Source organism: Aeromonas sanarellii (assembly GCF_000820085.1).
GTDB lineage: Bacteria > Pseudomonadota > Gammaproteobacteria > Enterobacterales > Aeromonadaceae > Aeromonas > Aeromonas sanarellii.
In genome coordinates, this window is sequence record NZ_CDBN01000074.1 from 28,711 (window position 1) to 43,969 (window position 15,259).

The window sequence follows — 15,259 nt, forward strand, 5'->3', positions numbered from 1 at the left end:
TTCAATCAGCGGAGGGGGAACTCCGCTCATTGCAGCAAGAGGAGGCGCTGTTTACTCCTCGGCCTGATGGTCCTCGTCTGCCTCTGCCGGAGAGGTATCGGCATTGGACTGGTACCAGCCACTCAATGTCTGAGCCAGCTTCTCGACGCCGATATTGGTCAGGGAGGAGAAGGCCTCAACCTGGATCTGCGGACCCAGTTCAGCCACCGCCTGGCGGACCTTGATCACCTGATTGTTGCGGGGACCCGGGCTCAGCTTGTCGGCCTTGGTCAGCAGCAGCATCACCGGCAGCTCACGGTGCGAACTCCACTCCAGCATGTTCATGTCGGTCTCTTTGAGCGGGTGGCGAATGTCCATCAGGATGACCAGCCCCTTCAAGGACTCCCGGCGTTGCAGATATTCCGCCAGGGATTTTTGCCACTTGAGCTTCATTTCCAGCGGGACTTGCGCATAACCGTAGCCTGGCAGGTCGACCAGACGCTTGCCCGGTTCGAGTTCAAACAGGTTGATCAGCTGGGTGCGACCCGGTGTCTTACTGGTCCGCGCCAGGTTCTTGTGCTTGGTCAAGGTATTCAATGCAGAGGATTTGCCCGCGTTGGAACGCCCGGCAAACGCAATCTCGACACCCCCATCATGTGGCAGGTGGCGGATGTCGGGTGCGCTGGTCACAAAATGCACCTTATTGAAATTCAGAGTTTGTGTATCCAACGTAAATTCCCCATAGAGAGAGAGGGTTATAGAGTTACTTTTTTGTGAAATCGTGTAAAATGGCGTCGCTTAAACGCGTTTATTTTAACATGCCTTCGGCGGCATGGGATCTGGAAGCCTAATAACGAGAAAGTTGGAACGCCATGAAGAACCTAGTCATTACACTTGCTCTGATGGTTGGCGTAACTGGGATGGCACAAGCCAAGGGCGATGCCGCTGCGGGACAAACCAAGGCTGCCGTCTGTGCGGCCTGTCATGGACCGGACGGCAACAGCCCAGTCGACATGTATCCCAAGATTGCTGGTCAGCACGCATCATATATCAAAAAACAATTAGTTGAACTGAAGGCTGCCGCTTCCGGCCAAACTGGCCGGATTGCGCCTGTCATGGGCCCCATGGCGCTGCCGCTGTCCGATCAGGACATGGACGACCTGGCCGCCTACTTCTCCAGCCAGAAGGTCAGCCCGATCGCCGTGCCCGACGAGGTGGTCGCCGCAGGCAAGGCACTCTATATGGGCGGGGACATGAGCCGCGGTCTGGCCGCCTGCACTGCCTGTCATGGGCCGCGCGGTTCCGGCGTCGAGCAGGCCAAGTACCCCAGCCTGTCGGGGCAGCATCCGGCCTATATCAAGGCTCAGCTGGTCGCTTTCCGCTCGGCGAACCGCGACAATGACCCCAACGGCATGATGCGCGATGTGGCCAAGAAGCTGACGGATCAGGATATCGAGGCGCTCTCCAAATATGTGGCAGGGCTGCACTGATAATATTCGGAGTCTATCATCTTGAAAAAGCAGGGAACCACAGGGTTCCCTGTTCTTTTTCTGACTTTTTTCTCACTTCATCAAAGTCGCTAACATTGTTGTAAGAGATCTTCCATTTCCATGGTTGGAAGAGGCTGAAAAAATCTTGTGATTTGACTGCGTTATACCTATTTATCAGGTAGTTAATCGTAAAAGTGCCACTTATCTTTATTTGGAAGAGTCTATGGTAGATTGAACCATCAGGTGAAGTTGTTACATTGTGCACATGGATTGAACGGGCGGACGGGATGCAACCTGCCGCCGGTGCGACAGGATGTCGACTCAGGGCATGCAGGTGATGAGCGAGGCATGCAAAGACCAGGATGGTGACCGCCAGGGATGAGCGGGGTTGCGGGAAGCAGCCACCCCAGTGGGAGGCAGGATGCCACCAGTACGGGTTAGACAAGCACACGCACATTCAGGATCGGCCAATAAGGGTCAGGAAGACCCAACGACAGGATGCGCAGCGGTACGCCCAGGGACAAGGCGGTGAGACTCCAGGGATCGGGACTCGCATGACAGGAACAAGGCAGCTTCGGCTGCCTTTTTTCTATTGGGTCATTAACCCGCCAAGGCATTCTGTGTCAAAATACCAGCAACATGCCCAGAGGATGCCGATCCTGCGGTGTTCAGCGACCCAAGATGGTCGAATTGGTGCGGGATCCCACTCTTGTTCCAGATTTACTGTTCCCCGCCTCAGCATTCTCCCCGGACGACACGCTCCGGGGGTTTTCAATCCAGATATTTGTCGGAGTCATTCATGTCGGCCAAACAACCCACCCGCAAGCCTACCGGCAAGCGCAAAGAATCAGATGCCAGTGCCCAGGAAGGTCGTGAGCGCAAGCGCGCCGCCAAGCGCAAGGGCTTGAAGGCGGGCTCCCGCCAGCAGGTCGAACAGGCAGGCAAGAAGAGTGGCACCAAGCAAGCCAAGGATCCGCGCATCGGTTCCCGCAAGCCCGTCGCCCTCATCGTGGATGAGAAGAGCAGCAAGCCGGTGGCGCCCAAGGCTGTCAAAGAGAAGAAGCTGGTGATGACGCCCGAGCAGGAACTGGCCTCCATCGAGAACGATGATCGCCTGAATGACCTGCTGGATCGTCTCGATGCCGGTGAAACCCTGGACGCGTCCGAGCAGGCCTGGGTCGACCAGCGTGTCGATCGTTATCAGGCGCTGATGGACGAGCTCGGCATCATAGACACCGACGAAGATGAAGACGGTGACTTCGACGACGTCGAGTATGAGGAATCGAGCGAGCCGGCCTCCGAGGAAGAGCTGTGGGAGCGCTTCACCCAGGTGGACTATCAGCCCGAGCCCAAACCCGAGCCGAAGAAAAAGTGATGAGTGGATGGATGCTGGCCGCCCTGTTGGGCGGCCTGATTTTGCTGGGGCTGGCTGTCTATGCCGGCACTCTGCTGGCCCGCCTCAAGCGCCAGCACGACGGTCAGCAGCAAGCCATTGCGGCGCGCAACGAGCGCATTCTCGAGAGCGTCAGGGTCATCGCCCACGCGGTGCGGGATGGCCAGTGCGACTACTCCGAGGGCGCCATCCGGCTGACCAACCTGCTGGATGCCTTGCAGATCAAGGAGGGACGCGCCTTTGCCAGCGAGTTCCCCGGTCTGTACGGCCTCTATGACAAGGTCAAGGAGATGCCGACCCACGAGGCGCGGCGCGCCCTCAAGCGCAATGAAGTGATGAAGATGGATCTCGAACGCAGCGGCTACGAGGCCGAGCTGGAGGCGCAGATCCTCCAGGATGTCGCCAGGCTGAAGGATTTCCGGTTAAGCCGCTGAACGGATAACAAAGAAAGGGGAAGCAAGCGTGCAAGCAGAACAGATTGTGTGGGATCAGGCCCTGATCGAGAAATATAACTACAGTGGCCCGCGATATACCTCCTATCCCACAGCCCTTGAGTTCAACGAGAGTTTCGGCTATCCGGACTTCGTCCAGGCCGCGGGGCAGTATCCGGCCCGCAATCTGTCCCTCTACGTGCATATCCCCTTCTGTCACAAGCTCTGCTACTACTGCGGTTGCAACAAGGTGATCACCCGTCACCAGCACAAGGCCGATCAGTACCTCGATTACCTCGAGCGTGAAATCAAGGCGCAGGCCCCCCTGTTCAAGCACCGTCTGGTGACCCAGCTGCACTGGGGGGGCGGTACCCCCACCTATCTGAATGAACCCCAGACTCGCCGCCTGATGGCCATGTTGCGGGAACATTTCCATTTCGCCGGGGAGGGGGAGATCAGCATAGAGGTGGATCCGCGCGAGATCGAACTCTCCATGCTGGACGTGTTGCGGGAGCTCGGTTTCAACCGCATCAGTCTCGGCGTGCAGGACTTCAACAAGGCGGTCCAGGTCGCGGTTAACCGCGAGCAGGACAACGACTTCATCCGCGCCATGCTGGAGCGGGCCCGCGAGCTGGGATTCCGTTCCACCAACCTGGATCTCATCTACGGCCTGCCGCACCAGAACCGGGAGAGCTTCCATCACACCCTGGAGGAGGTGCTCAAGACCGACCCGGCCCGCCTCTCCATCTTCAACTATGCCCACCTGCCGAGCCGCTTCGCCGCCCAGCACAAGCTGAAAGAGGCGGACATGCCGGCGCCCCGGGAGAAGCTGGCCATGCTGCAGGACACCATCGCCTTCCTCACCGGCCGGGGCTATCAGTTCATCGGCATGGACCACTTCGCCAAGCCGGACGACGAGCTGGCGGTGGCCCAGCGCGAGGGCAAGCTGCACCGCAACTTCCAGGGCTATACCACCCAGGGAGATTGCGATCTGCTTGGGCTGGGGGTCTCTTCCATCAGCATGATCGGCGATGCCTATTCCCAGAACCAGAAAGAGCTCAAGGCCTACTACGCCCAGGTGGAGACCCTTGGTCACGCCCAGTGGAAGGGGTGCTCCCTCAACCGGGATGACCTGATCCGCCGCGAGGTGATCAAGCGCCTCATCTGCGACTTCTCCCTGAACTTCGCCGCCGTCGAACAGGCCCACGGCCTGGTGTTCAAGGAGTACTTTGCCGAGGATCTCAAACTGCTGCAGACCTTCGTCGACGACGGTCTGGTGCGCATGACGGACGAGGGGCTGGAGGTGGTCTCCACCGGCCAGCTGCTGATCCGCAACATCTGCATGTGCTTCGACGTCTACCTGCGCAGCAAGGCGCGCCAGCAGCAGTTCTCCCGGGTGATCTAAGCCGGTCGATGTCGTTGGAAAATAAAAAAACCGCCTCTCGGCGGTTTTTTTATTGGGCGGGTCGGGATTTAGCGGCGGGCGGCGCGGGCGCTCAGCTCGGCCTTCTCGCCATCGCTCAGGAAGGCCAGGGTCAGGCCGTTCTGCTGGGCGGTGCGGATCTCGCCTGGCGTCATGCCGGCGGCCGGTGCGGCCACCTCGTACTCGTGGGGAAGGTCAATGCCTTCGACTGCGGGATCGTCGGTGTTGAGGCAGGCCAGCACACCGGCAGCCAGGAACTGGCGGATGGGGTGCTCGGCGAGGCTCGCCACCGTGGTGGTCTGCAGGTTGGAGGTGAGGCAGGACTCGATGCCGATGCGGTGCTCTGCCAGATAGGCCATCAGAGCCGGGTCCTGGATCGCCTTGACGCCGTGACCGATGCGCTCGGCACCGAGATCGCGAATGGCCTGCCACATGCTCTCCGGGCCGGCCGCCTCACCGGCGTGCACCGTCACGCGCATCCCCGCATCCCGCACCCGGCGGAAGTGGTCGGTGAAGAGTTCCCCCGGGAAGCCCAGCTCGTCGCCGGCCAGATCGATGGCAACCAGTTTGTCGCGCAGGGCCAGGCAGGCGTCCAGCTCGGTGCGGCACTGCTCGGTGCCGAAGGTGCGGCTCATGATGCCGATAAGGTTGGTCTTGATGCCGAAGTCGCGGCTGCCGGCGGCCACGCCGTCAACGATGGCTTCCACCACGCCCTGGGGGTGCAGCTTGTGGGTCATCGCCATATAGGCCGGGCTGAAGCGCAGCTCCGCATAGTCGATGCCGGCGCGCAACAGATCTTCCACGTTCTCGTAGGCCACCCGGCGGCAGGCGTCGTAGTCGGCCAGCACGGCCACGCCCCAGTCCAGTTTCTTCAGGAAGGCAACCAGACTCGGCTCGTTCTCGACGATCTGCACATGGGGGCGCAGGGCCTCCAGCTCATCGGCCGGCAGCTGGACGTTGTGCTGACGCCCCAGCTCGAGAATGGTCTGCGGGCGGATGTTGCCGTCCAGATGGCGATGCAGGTCGGTCAGGGGGAGGGATCTGTCAATCATGGGGCACCTTCTGCGAGTCGGGTTGGAAAGCCTGCCATTCTAGGCGGGACGCCTGAAAAAGATACCCCGTTTGCAGGCAAACGGGGTCGGATTGGTCAGGCTTTCCCTCAAGGCGTGATGGGAATCGTTTTTCCCGAAGGCTCAGGGAATGTCGAGCTCCTTGAGCTTGCGGGTCAGGGTATTGCGGCCCCAGCCGAGCAGGCGGGCGGCCTCCTGCTTGTGACCGTGGGTGTGATCCAGGGCCGTCTCCAGCATGATCCGTTCGAACTGGGGCATGGCATCCGCCAGGATGTCGGTCTCGCCCAGGGCCAGCTTGGCGGCCACCCAGTCCTGCAACTGCTGCTGCCAGCCGCCGGTCAGGGCAGGCTGACCCGGCTCCGCCGTGCTGGTGATGGGCGTCAGCAGCTCGGTGGGCAGGTCGCTCACCAGCACCTCCTGGCCCGAGGCCATCACCGTCAACCAGCGGCAGACGTTCTCCAGCTGGCGCACGTTGCCCGGCCAGGGCAGGCGGCTGATGTAGGCCTGGGTATCCGGGTGCAGACTCTTGGCTTCCACGTTCAGTTCCTTGGCGGCGCGCAGCAGGAAGTGCTGGGCGAGCTGGGGGATGTCTTCCCGCCGCTCCTTGAGGGCGGGGATATGGATGCGGATGACGTTGAGGCGGTGGAACAGGTCTTCCCGAAACTCGCCGTCGGCGACCCGTTTCTCCAGATTCTGGTGGGTGGCGGCGATGATCCGCACGTCCACCTGCACCGGCTGGTGGCCGCCGACCCGGTAGAACTGGCCGTCCGCCAGCACCCGCAGCAACCGGGTCTGCACGTCCAGCGGCATGTCGCCTATTTCGTCGAGAAACAGGGTGCCGCCGTCGGCCTGCTCGAAGCGGCCGTGGCGGATGTTGTTGGCGCCGGTGAAGGCCCCCTTCTCGTGGCCGAACAGCTCGGATTCGATGAGATCCTTGGGAATGGCCGCCATGTTGAGGGCGATGAAGTTCTTGTGGGCCCGGGGGCTGTGCTTGTGCAGGGCGTGGGCGACCAGCTCCTTGCCGGTGCCGCTCTGGCCGTTGATCAGCACCGAGATGCTGGAGCGCGACAGCCGGCCGATGGCGCGGAATACCTCCTGCATGGCGGGGGCTTCACCGATGATCTCGGGCGTGGTGGTGGCCTCCTGCTGGCGTGCCTTGCGCTTGGTGCGCTGCTCCTTGAGGTGGTTCTCGGCACGGCGCACCAGGCTGACCGCCTCGTCGATGTCGAACGGCTTGGGCAGGTATTCGAAGGCGCCGCGCTGGTAGGCGTTGACCGCGGAGTCGAGGTCCGAGTGCGCCGTCATGATGATGATGGGCAGATCGGCCTGGCGGCGGTGGATCTGCTCCAGCAGGCTCAGGCCGTCGATGCCCGGCATGCGGATGTCCGAGAGGATCACGTCCGGCGAACGCACCTCCAGGGAGCTCAGCAGGGCTTCGCCGTCGGCGAAGCTTTCGCATTCGAAGCCTTCGCTGCCAAGGGTGCGCTCCAGAACCCAGCGGATAGAACTGTCGTCATCGACGATCCACACTTTTGCTGTCATGAGGTTCCCTTACTTGCGAAGTGGTAGATAGATGGTGAATTCGGTATGGCCGGGCCAGCTGATGCAGTCGATGCGCCCCTTGTGCTGATCGATCAGATTCTGGGCGATGGAGAGGCCGAGGCCGGTCCCCCCCTCCTTGCCGGTGATCATGGGGTAGAAGAGGGTGTCGCGAATGGCGTCGGGAATGCCGGGGCCGTTGTCGATGATCTTGATCTCGGCCGCCAGGCGGTAGCGCTGGCCGTGGATGGTGATCTGGAAGGCGGTGCGGGTCTTGATGCGGATGAGCCCGGCCTGATCCCCGAGGGCCTCGGCGGCATTGCGCACTATGTTGAGAAACGCCTGCTGCAGCTGATCCGATTCCATCTCGAATTCGGGAATGCTGGGATCGTAGTCCCGTTCGATGCGGATCTGGGGCGGCAGCTCCAGATCCACCAGGCGGCGCACCTGTTCCAGCACGGAGTGGACGTTGTGCATCTGGTGACGCCCGGGCCGCTGGGGGCCGAGCAGGCGATCGACCAGCACCCGCAGGCGATCCGCCTGCTCGATGATGATGCCGGTGTATTCGCGCAGGGCCGGATCCGGCAGCTCCTTCTGCAGCAGCTGGGCCGCCCCGCGCAGGCCGCCGAGGGGATTCTTGATCTCGTGGGCCAGGCCGCGCACCAGCTCCTTCGCCGCCTGTTGCTGGGCGTGCTGCTGCAACTCCTGGCTGATCTTCTTCTGCTGATCGATCTTACGCAGCTCCACCACCATCAATCGCTGCTCGTGATCGGCCATGGGGCTGACGCTGATCTCCACCAGCCTGGGCTCCCCCTCCACCACCAGGGTGACTTCGCTGTCGGTGAAGCCCTGCCCCGAAATGAGGCACTGCTTGAAGCGCTGCAGGTCGAGGGAGATGTGCTCCAGCAGGTGGGGCAGCTCGATCCCGATGAGTCGCCGCTCACTGAGGGAAAGCAGCTGTTCTGCCGCCGGGTTGACGAATTGAATGCAGAGCCGCTCATCCATCAGGATGACGGCGGTCAGCAGGTTGTCCAAGAGTGTCTTGGCGTGATCCATGCGGGTTGGCACAGGTTTCTCCCTAAAACGGTGCTGCACACCTGATATGCACCAATATAGTGCATCAAGTTTACCCGCATCGGTGCGTCACATCACCCTAATCGGCCTTGGGGGTGGCCTTGGGAGCCTGATTCACGGTCGCTCTGTGCAGGTAAAAGGTGGCTGGTTTAGATTTAGCAAGGATCGTACCGTCTTTGGCGAGCAGCTCGAGACGCGCCTCGTAGGCACCGCGATCGAGGTTTTCCACCCGGATGGCCAGGCTGTTGTGGACTATGGGGACCGCCTTGCCGTTCAGCAGCAGGCGCACGTCGTATTGCGCCGGGGGTTGGGGAGAGACCTGACCCTGGAAGACGATGTTGCCGGTGTTGTCCCTCAGGGTGCTGCCCGGTTCGGGGGAGAGCAGCTCGATCTCCAGGGGGGCGGCTTCCAGGGCCTTCCTGGCGTCGACGCCGGTCAGGCTGTTGAAATCCTCGACCTGGACCGAGTGGGGGGAAGTGCCGATGAGGGGCGAGACCCGCATGTCCACTTCCTTCGCGTTCTTGCCAGGGGGAGGGGCATCGGTGTAGTGGGTCACCCCCTGGGGGTCGACCCAGGAGTAGACTCTGGCCGCCTGAGCGGTGCAGGCGGCCATCAGCAAGAGGCTCAGCATCCAGGGTGCAGTGTTCATCCATCTCTCCTTGACGGGGTTCACCTTAATCCTATCAGAGAAAAAACCATCGGGCCGACAGTCGGTTGTCTGATGACAGCCGTGCTGTCAGGTGGGGATGGCCCCGCCGGGGGACTGCGAGCATCCCGATGGTTTTCCGCCTCCTGAATGAAAAAACCCGCCAAATGGCGGGTTTGTCACTAGGATGCGGATTAGACGGAGTAGTACAGCTCGAACTCCAGCGGGTGCGGAGTCATGCGGACGCGGTCTACGTCGTGCTGCTTCAGCTCCAGGTAGGAGTTGATGAAGTCGTCGCTGAATACGCCACCACGGGTCAGGAACTCGCGGTCTGCGTCCAGGGCGGCCAGCGCCTCGTCCAGGGAACCGGCAACGGTCGGTACTTCGGCAGCCTCTTCCGGCGGCAGGTCGTACAGGTTCTTGTCCATGGCATCGCCCGGATGGATCTTGTTGATGATGCCGTCCAGGCCGGCCATCAGCTGAGCTGCGAAGGCCAGGTAGGGGTTGGCAGCCGGATCCGGGAAGCGTACTTCGATGCGGCGGGCTTTCGGGCTCGGCACAACCGGAATGCGGATGGACGCGGAGCGGTTGCGGGCGGAGTAGGCCAGCATGACCGGGGCTTCATAGCCCGGCACCAGACGCTTGTAGGAGTTGGTGGTCGGGTTGGCGAAGGCGTTGATGGCCTTGGCGTGCTTGATGATGCCGCCGATGTAGTGCAGTGCCATCTCGGACAGACCGCCGTACAGGTCGCCTGCGAACAGGTTGACGCCGTCTTTGGCCAGGGACTGGTGGCAGTGCATGCCGGAGCCGTTGTCACCGAACATGGGTTTCGGCATGAAGGTGACGGTCTTGTTGTAGGCGTGGGCCACGTTGTGGATCACGTACTTCAGAACCTGGACTTCGTCAGCCTTCAGGGTGAGGGTGTTGAAGCGGGTCGCGATCTCGTTCTGACCGGCGGTCGCCACTTCGTGGTGGTGAGCCTCGACGACCTGGCCCATCTCTTCCAGCACCAGACACATGGCGGCACGGATGTCCTGGGAGGAGTCAACCGGTGCAACCGGGAAGTAGCCGCCCTTGACGAAGGGACGGTGACCCTTGTTGCCGTGCTCGTATTCGGTACCCGAGTTCCAGGCAGCTTCTTCGGATTCGATCTTCACGAAGCTGTGGCCCATGGTGTTGGAGAAGGTGATGTTGTCGAACATGAAGAATTCCGGCTCCGGCCCGAACAGCACGGTGTCGGCGATGCCGCTGGACTTCAGGAAGTCTTCGGCGCGCTTGGCGATGGAGCGCGGGTCGCGGTCATAACCCTGCATGGTGGCAGGTTCCAGCACGTCACAGACGATGTTCAGGGTGGTCTCTTCGGTGAAGGGATCCAGCTTGGCGGAGGCCGCATCCGGCATCAGCACCATGTCAGACTCGTTGATGCCCTTCCAGCCGCCGATGGAGGAGCCATCGAACATCTTGCCGTCTTCGAAGAAGTCTTCGTCGACCTGGTGGGCAGGGATGGATACATGCTGCTCTTTACCCTTGGTGTCGGTAAAACGCAGATCAACAAACTTGACTTCGTGTTCCTGGATCAGGGCCAAAACGTTCTGGGCTGACATGCTAAGTAACCTCCGGTGTTAAAACTCTTTGGGTGAATGCGTCGTCGTATTCACATAAGCCAGTATCGTGCCAAGTTTGTGACAGCTTGATTTCAGGGCACTTGCACCGTTTCAGGCTGTCGGGACACCCGTTCTCAAGCCGGTTGCTGCATTAAAGTGGTGCAACCTTGGATCGTTTTGGTGCACCAGGATGGTGCGCCAGCGTATCCAGGCCATCTAAGCAGGCTTTTGACCCGGGGTCCATGATCCCGATCCCCTGTCGTGCGCGAATGTGTTGCAATTCTGCTAGGCAGATCACAAAGGCGAGAGTACAATTAGCGCCCAATTTTACCCGGTGATTTGAGGCGAGAATGTTAGAGAATTTACGCAATATTGCGATTATTGCGCACGTTGACCACGGCAAGACGACGCTGGTTGATAAGCTGCTGCAGCAATCCGGCACCCTGGATCGCACCAGCGAAGGTCAGGAACGGATCATGGACTCCAATGATCTGGAACGGGAACGTGGCATCACCATTCTCGCCAAGAACACCGCGATCCGCTGGAACGACTACCGCATCAACATCGTGGATACCCCGGGTCACGCCGACTTCGGTGGTGAAGTAGAGCGCGTGCTCTCCATGGTTGACTCCGTGCTGCTGCTGGTCGACGCCGTCGACGGCCCGATGCCGCAGACCCGCTTCGTGACCCAGAAGGCGTTCGCCCAGGGTCTGAAGCCCATCGTGGTCATCAACAAGATCGACCGTCCGGGTGCGCGTCCTGACTGGGTAATGGATCAGGTCTTCGATCTGTTCGACAACCTGGGTGCCACCGATGAGCAACTGGACTTCAAGGTTGTTTACGCCTCTGCACTGAACGGTTGGGCCACCCTGGATCAAGATGTCGAGTCCGACAACATGGAACCCCTGTTCCAGGCCATCGTCGACAACGTGGAAGCTCCTGCTGCTGACACCGACGGCGGTTTCCAGATGCAGATCTCCCAGCTGGACTACAACTCCTATGTTGGCGTCATCGGCATCGGCCGCATCACCCGTGGTCGCGTCAAGACCAACCAGCAGGTCACCGTGGTCGGTGCCGACGGCAAGACCCGCAACGGCAAGGTCGGTCAGGTGCTGGGTTACCTGGGCCTGTCCCGTACCGAAGTGGCCGACGCGCAAGCGGGCGACATCATCGCCATCACCGGCCTGGGCGAGCTGAAGATCTCCGACACCATCTGCGACAACGGTGCCGTCGAAGCGCTGCCGCCGCTCTCCGTTGACGAGCCGACCGTGAACATGACCTTCCAGGTCAACACCTCTCCGTTCGCCGGCAAAGAGGGCAAGTTCGTCACCTCCCGCAACATCCTGGAGCGTCTGAACCAGGAGCTGGTCCACAACGTGGCCCTGCGCGTGGAAGAGACCGACGATCCGGACAAGTTCCGCGTCTCCGGCCGTGGTGAGCTGCACCTCTCCATCCTGATCGAAAACATGCGTCGCGAAGGTTACGAGCTGGCGGTATCCCGTCCGGAAGTGATCCTGCGCACCGTGAATGGCGAACTGCAAGAACCGTTCGAAACCGTCACTGTCGACGTGGAAGAAGCGCACCAGGGTTCCGTCATGGAGCAACTGGGTCTGCGCAAGGGCGAAATGACCAACATGACCCCGGATGGCAAGGGTCGTGTCCGCCTCGACTTCATGATCCCGAGCCGTGGCCTGATCGGCTTCCAGACCGAGTTCATGACCCTGACCTCGGGTACCGGCCTGCTGTACCACACCTTCGACCACTACGGTCCGCACAAGGGTGGCAGTATCGGTGAGCGCCAGAACGGCGTGCTGATCTCCAACGCTACCGGCAAGGCCCTGACCTATGCCCTGTTCGGTCTGCAAGACCGCGGTCGTCTGTTCATCGGTCACGCGACCGAGGTGTACGAAGGCCAGGTGATCGGTATCCACTCCCGCTCCAACGATCTGACCGTGAACTGCCTGAAGGGCAAACAGCTGACCAACATGCGTGCCTCCGGCACCGACGAAGCCCAGGTGCTGACTCCGCCGATCCGCATGTCTCTGGAGCAGGCCCTGGAGTTCATCGACAACGACGAGCTGGTGGAAGTGACGCCGAAGAGCATCCGTATCCGCAAGAAGCTGCTGACCGAGCTGGATCGCAAGCGCGCCGGTCGTGCTTGATCCGCTGCATCAGCGATAGAAAGAGGCCTGCGGGCCTCTTTTTTTATGGCCAAAAGGCGGGAACGGGGCTGCCACCCCGCCCGGGCTGGACTTCCCCGGCCGGTGCTCGGGTGGTCAAATGGCCACCCTATCTGACACAATGTCTGCATGACGACGCTTACGAGAATCAAGATGCAGCAGCAGATCCGCGGCCGCCTGGCCCACTTCCTCTCCTTCTTGCGCCACGATGGTGCCCACTTCGCCCAGTTCGTCTGGGGCCGCTTCCAGCAGGACAGGCTGACGGTCACCGCGGGCTACCTGGCCTATGTCACCCTGCTCTCCCTGGTGCCCATGATCGCCGTGGTGTTCGGCATGATGTCGGCCTTTCCGGTGTTCCAGAGCCTGAAGCAGGGGATGGAGCAGTTCGTCTACCACAACTTCGTACCCACCGCCGGGGAGATGCTCAAGGAGTACATCGATGGCTTCGTGGCCAACGCCACCAACACCACGGCGGTCGGCATCGGCGCCCTGATCGTGGTGGCGCTCATGCTCATCTCGGCCATCGACAAGAACCTCAACTACATCTGGCGCTCGACCCGGAGCCGGCCCCTGGCCCAGGCGTTCGCCATGTACTGGATGATCCTGACCCTGGGCCCCGTGCTCATCGGTGCCAGCCTCGCCATCTCCTCCTATATCCTCTCCCTCAAGCTGTTCGCCGCGGACAGCCTGTTCGGCATCGGTTACCTGCTGCTGCGCAGCCTGCCGTTCCTCTTCTCCGTGCTCACCTTCCTGCTGATCTATACCGTGGTGCCGAACTGCCGGGTGCGGCTGACCCACGCCTTCATCGGCGCCCTGGTGGCGGCCTCCCTGTTCGAGCTGGCCAAACGTGGCTTCGCCATCTACATCACCAACTTCCCCTCCTACCAGGCCATCTATGGTGCCCTGGCAACCATCCCCATTCTGTTCGTCTGGGTGTATCTGAGCTGGCTGGTGGTGTTGCTGGGGGCCGAGACCACCGCCTGCCTCGGTGAATACGAGAAGCCGGGCGCAGAGGAGCTGGGCTGATCCCATCGCTTATTGCTAACATCTACGACCGCCTTCGGGCGGTCGTGCGTTTCTGACAAGACAAAGGAGTTGCGGGTGATTGCACTGATTCAGCGGGTCAGCGAGGCCAGCGTGACGGTAGAAGGAGAGGTGACCGGGGCCATAGGCCAGGGTCTGCTGGTGCTGCTCGGGGTGGAGCAGGGGGATGACGAGGCCAAGGCCGACAAGCTGCTGCACAAGGTGAGCGGTTATCGCATCTTTTCCGACGAGCAGGGCAAGATGAACCTCAACGTGGGACAGGTTGGGGGCAGCCTGCTGGTGGTCTCCCAGTTCACCCTGGCGGCGGACACCCAGAAGGGGATGAGGCCCAGCTTCTCCGGCGGGGCGCACCCGAGCGAGGCCGAGCGGCTCTACGACTACTTCGTGGCCCGGGCCAGGGAAGGGGGCGTACCGACCGAGACCGGCCGCTTCGCCGCCGACATGAAGGTGAGGCTGCTCAACGACGGGCCCGTGACCTTCTGGCTGCAGGTCTAGGGCCAATACTGACGGCTCGCAGACCGGCGTTACGCCTGCTGGCGGGTGGCGTGCAGGATGACGTTGCGATAGCCGGGCACCCCGTGGGCCGTGGTGGGGCCTATCCACTCCCGCGCCAGTTTCAGCGCCTGGTCCTGCTCCAGTCGGGTGCGCGGCAGCAGGTTGACGATGAGGGTGCCGCACAGGCGCTGGGCCAGCGCCCGATAGAGCGGGGTCTGGAACAGCAGCAGGGGGTTGCCGTCCTGGCTGAACAGGTCCAGCAGCACCAGATCGTACTGCTCCCGGCTTTCCAGCAGGAAGTGCAGTGCATCGGCATGGTGCAACCGTGGCGTGCCTCCCGTCGGGGGCAGGAAAAACTGCTGGAACAGGGTGAGGATCTCGTCGTCCAGATCCACGCAGTCATGGCGAGCCTCGGGCCAGCGTGCCGCCAGATGGCGGGTGAGATCCCCCCCGCCCAGCCCCAGCTCCAGGATCCAGCCTGCCCGCTCCGGCAGGCGTTCGGCGATGCTCCGCTGATGGGGCAGGCAGAGGTGCGATGGCTGGCTGAGGCTCATGGCGGATTGCACCACGCCGTCCAGTTCCAGCCAGCGATGGCGGGCATTTTCCAGGACACAGAGGCGACGTGCGGGTTTGACACTGAGGTGCAACAAGTGATCGGCTTGGTACGCTTGTAGATTGAAGTCCATGAATTTGCACGGCAAGATGGCTTTCGACCAGTGTAACTCAAGGATGTCGCTATGTACCGGGTGGTCACCCCCCAAACGCCAGCGGAGCTGGATGCCTATTATCAGTTGCGCGGGGAGGCATTGGTGCGCAAGCCCTTCAATCTGTCCGTCGGCGCACACTCAAGGATCGCCTTATGTATCGGGTAGTCACTCCTCAAACAGCAGC

14 protein-coding genes and 1 pseudogene are annotated in these 15,259 nt (G+C 61.5%); 8 read left to right on the plus strand and 7 right to left on the minus strand.

What is annotated here, in order from left to right; all coding sequences use genetic code 11:
• Nucleotides 1–51 precede the first annotated feature (51 nt).
• A complete protein-coding gene (gene yihA, locus BN1132_RS14190) occupies nt 52–708 on the minus strand; it encodes a ribosome biogenesis GTP-binding protein YihA/YsxC (protein ID WP_042078381.1) in 657 nt (218 codons plus the stop codon).
• 143 nt (nt 709–851) lie between these two features.
• Here yihA and BN1132_RS14195 point away from each other — a divergent pair, with 143 nt between their 5' ends.
• The 4 genes from BN1132_RS14195 (at nt 852) to hemN (ending at nt 4,698) form a co-directional block, all read left to right on the plus strand.
• A complete protein-coding gene (locus tag BN1132_RS14195) occupies nt 852–1,469 on the plus strand; it encodes a c-type cytochrome (protein WP_042078382.1) in 618 nt (205 codons plus the stop codon).
• 799 nt (nt 1,470–2,268) lie between these two features.
• Nucleotides 2,269–2,844 carry a Der GTPase-activating protein YihI gene (yihI, locus tag BN1132_RS14200; RefSeq protein ID WP_042078384.1) on the plus strand — a complete coding sequence of 192 codons (576 nt, stop codon included), beginning with the start codon at nt 2,269–2,271 and terminating at the stop codon, nt 2,842–2,844.
• Nucleotides 2,845–2,855: 11 nt separating this feature from the next.
• A complete protein-coding gene (locus BN1132_RS14205) occupies nt 2,856–3,296 on the plus strand; it encodes a DUF2489 domain-containing protein (protein ID WP_042078385.1) in 441 nt (146 codons plus the stop codon).
• Between the two features lie 28 nt (nt 3,297–3,324).
• A complete protein-coding gene (gene hemN / locus BN1132_RS14210; RefSeq protein ID WP_042078387.1) occupies nt 3,325–4,698 on the plus strand; it encodes an oxygen-independent coproporphyrinogen III oxidase in 1,374 nt (457 codons plus the stop codon).
• 68 nt (nt 4,699–4,766) lie between these two features.
• Here the strand turns inward: hemN and add are convergent, their stop codons facing one another.
• The 5 genes from add to glnA all read right to left on the minus strand — a co-directional run bounded on the left by add (nt 4,767) and on the right by glnA (nt 10,649).
• Nucleotides 4,767–5,768, minus strand: a complete 1,002-nt coding sequence (gene add / locus BN1132_RS14215; protein ID WP_042078388.1) for an adenosine deaminase — start codon at nt 5,766–5,768, stop codon at nt 4,767–4,769.
• Nucleotides 5,769–5,909: 141 nt separating this feature from the next.
• Entirely contained in the window at nt 5,910–7,328 is a 1,419-nt protein-coding gene (gene glnG, locus BN1132_RS14220; RefSeq protein ID WP_042078390.1) for a nitrogen regulation protein NR(I), read from the minus strand.
• A gap of 9 nt (nt 7,329–7,337) precedes the next feature.
• A complete protein-coding gene (gene glnL, locus BN1132_RS14225; RefSeq protein WP_042078391.1) occupies nt 7,338–8,393 on the minus strand; it encodes a nitrogen regulation protein NR(II) in 1,056 nt (351 codons plus the stop codon).
• Between the two features lie 85 nt (nt 8,394–8,478).
• Nucleotides 8,479–9,048, minus strand: a complete 570-nt coding sequence (locus BN1132_RS14230) for a DUF4124 domain-containing protein (protein ID WP_042078392.1) — start codon at nt 9,046–9,048, stop codon at nt 8,479–8,481.
• A gap of 191 nt (nt 9,049–9,239) precedes the next feature.
• Complete coding sequence (gene glnA, locus BN1132_RS14235; protein ID WP_042078393.1) at nt 9,240–10,649, minus strand: glutamate--ammonia ligase; 1,410 nt, start codon at nt 10,647–10,649, stop codon at nt 9,240–9,242.
• Nucleotides 10,650–10,999: 350 nt separating this feature from the next.
• On the opposite strand from glnA, the gene typA reads away from it, so the two are divergent.
• The 3 genes from typA to dtd all read left to right on the plus strand — a co-directional run bounded on the left by typA (nt 11,000) and on the right by dtd (nt 14,368).
• A complete protein-coding gene (typA, locus tag BN1132_RS14240; RefSeq protein ID WP_042078394.1) occupies nt 11,000–12,811 on the plus strand; it encodes a translational GTPase TypA in 1,812 nt (603 codons plus the stop codon).
• 171 nt (nt 12,812–12,982) lie between these two features.
• On the plus strand, nt 12,983–13,855 hold the full coding sequence (locus tag BN1132_RS14245; protein WP_042078396.1) for a virulence factor BrkB family protein: 873 nt from the start codon (nt 12,983–12,985) through the stop codon (nt 13,853–13,855).
• Nucleotides 13,856–13,930: 75 nt separating this feature from the next.
• On the plus strand, nt 13,931–14,368 hold the full coding sequence (gene dtd, locus BN1132_RS14250; RefSeq protein WP_042078397.1) for a D-aminoacyl-tRNA deacylase: 438 nt from the start codon (nt 13,931–13,933) through the stop codon (nt 14,366–14,368).
• 29 nt (nt 14,369–14,397) lie between these two features.
• On the opposite strand, the gene BN1132_RS14255 is transcribed toward dtd, so the two are convergent.
• Nucleotides 14,398–15,054, minus strand: a complete 657-nt coding sequence (locus tag BN1132_RS14255) for a spermidine synthase (protein WP_042078436.1) — start codon at nt 15,052–15,054, stop codon at nt 14,398–14,400.
• A 51-nt stretch (nt 15,055–15,105) separates the two neighbouring features.
• Between BN1132_RS14255 and BN1132_RS20460 the strand changes: the two are divergent.
• Nucleotides 15,106–15,210 (plus strand): annotated as a pseudogene (locus tag BN1132_RS20460) (GNAT family N-acetyltransferase); the annotation flags it as partial.
• Nucleotides 15,211–15,259: the final 49 nt, after the last annotated feature.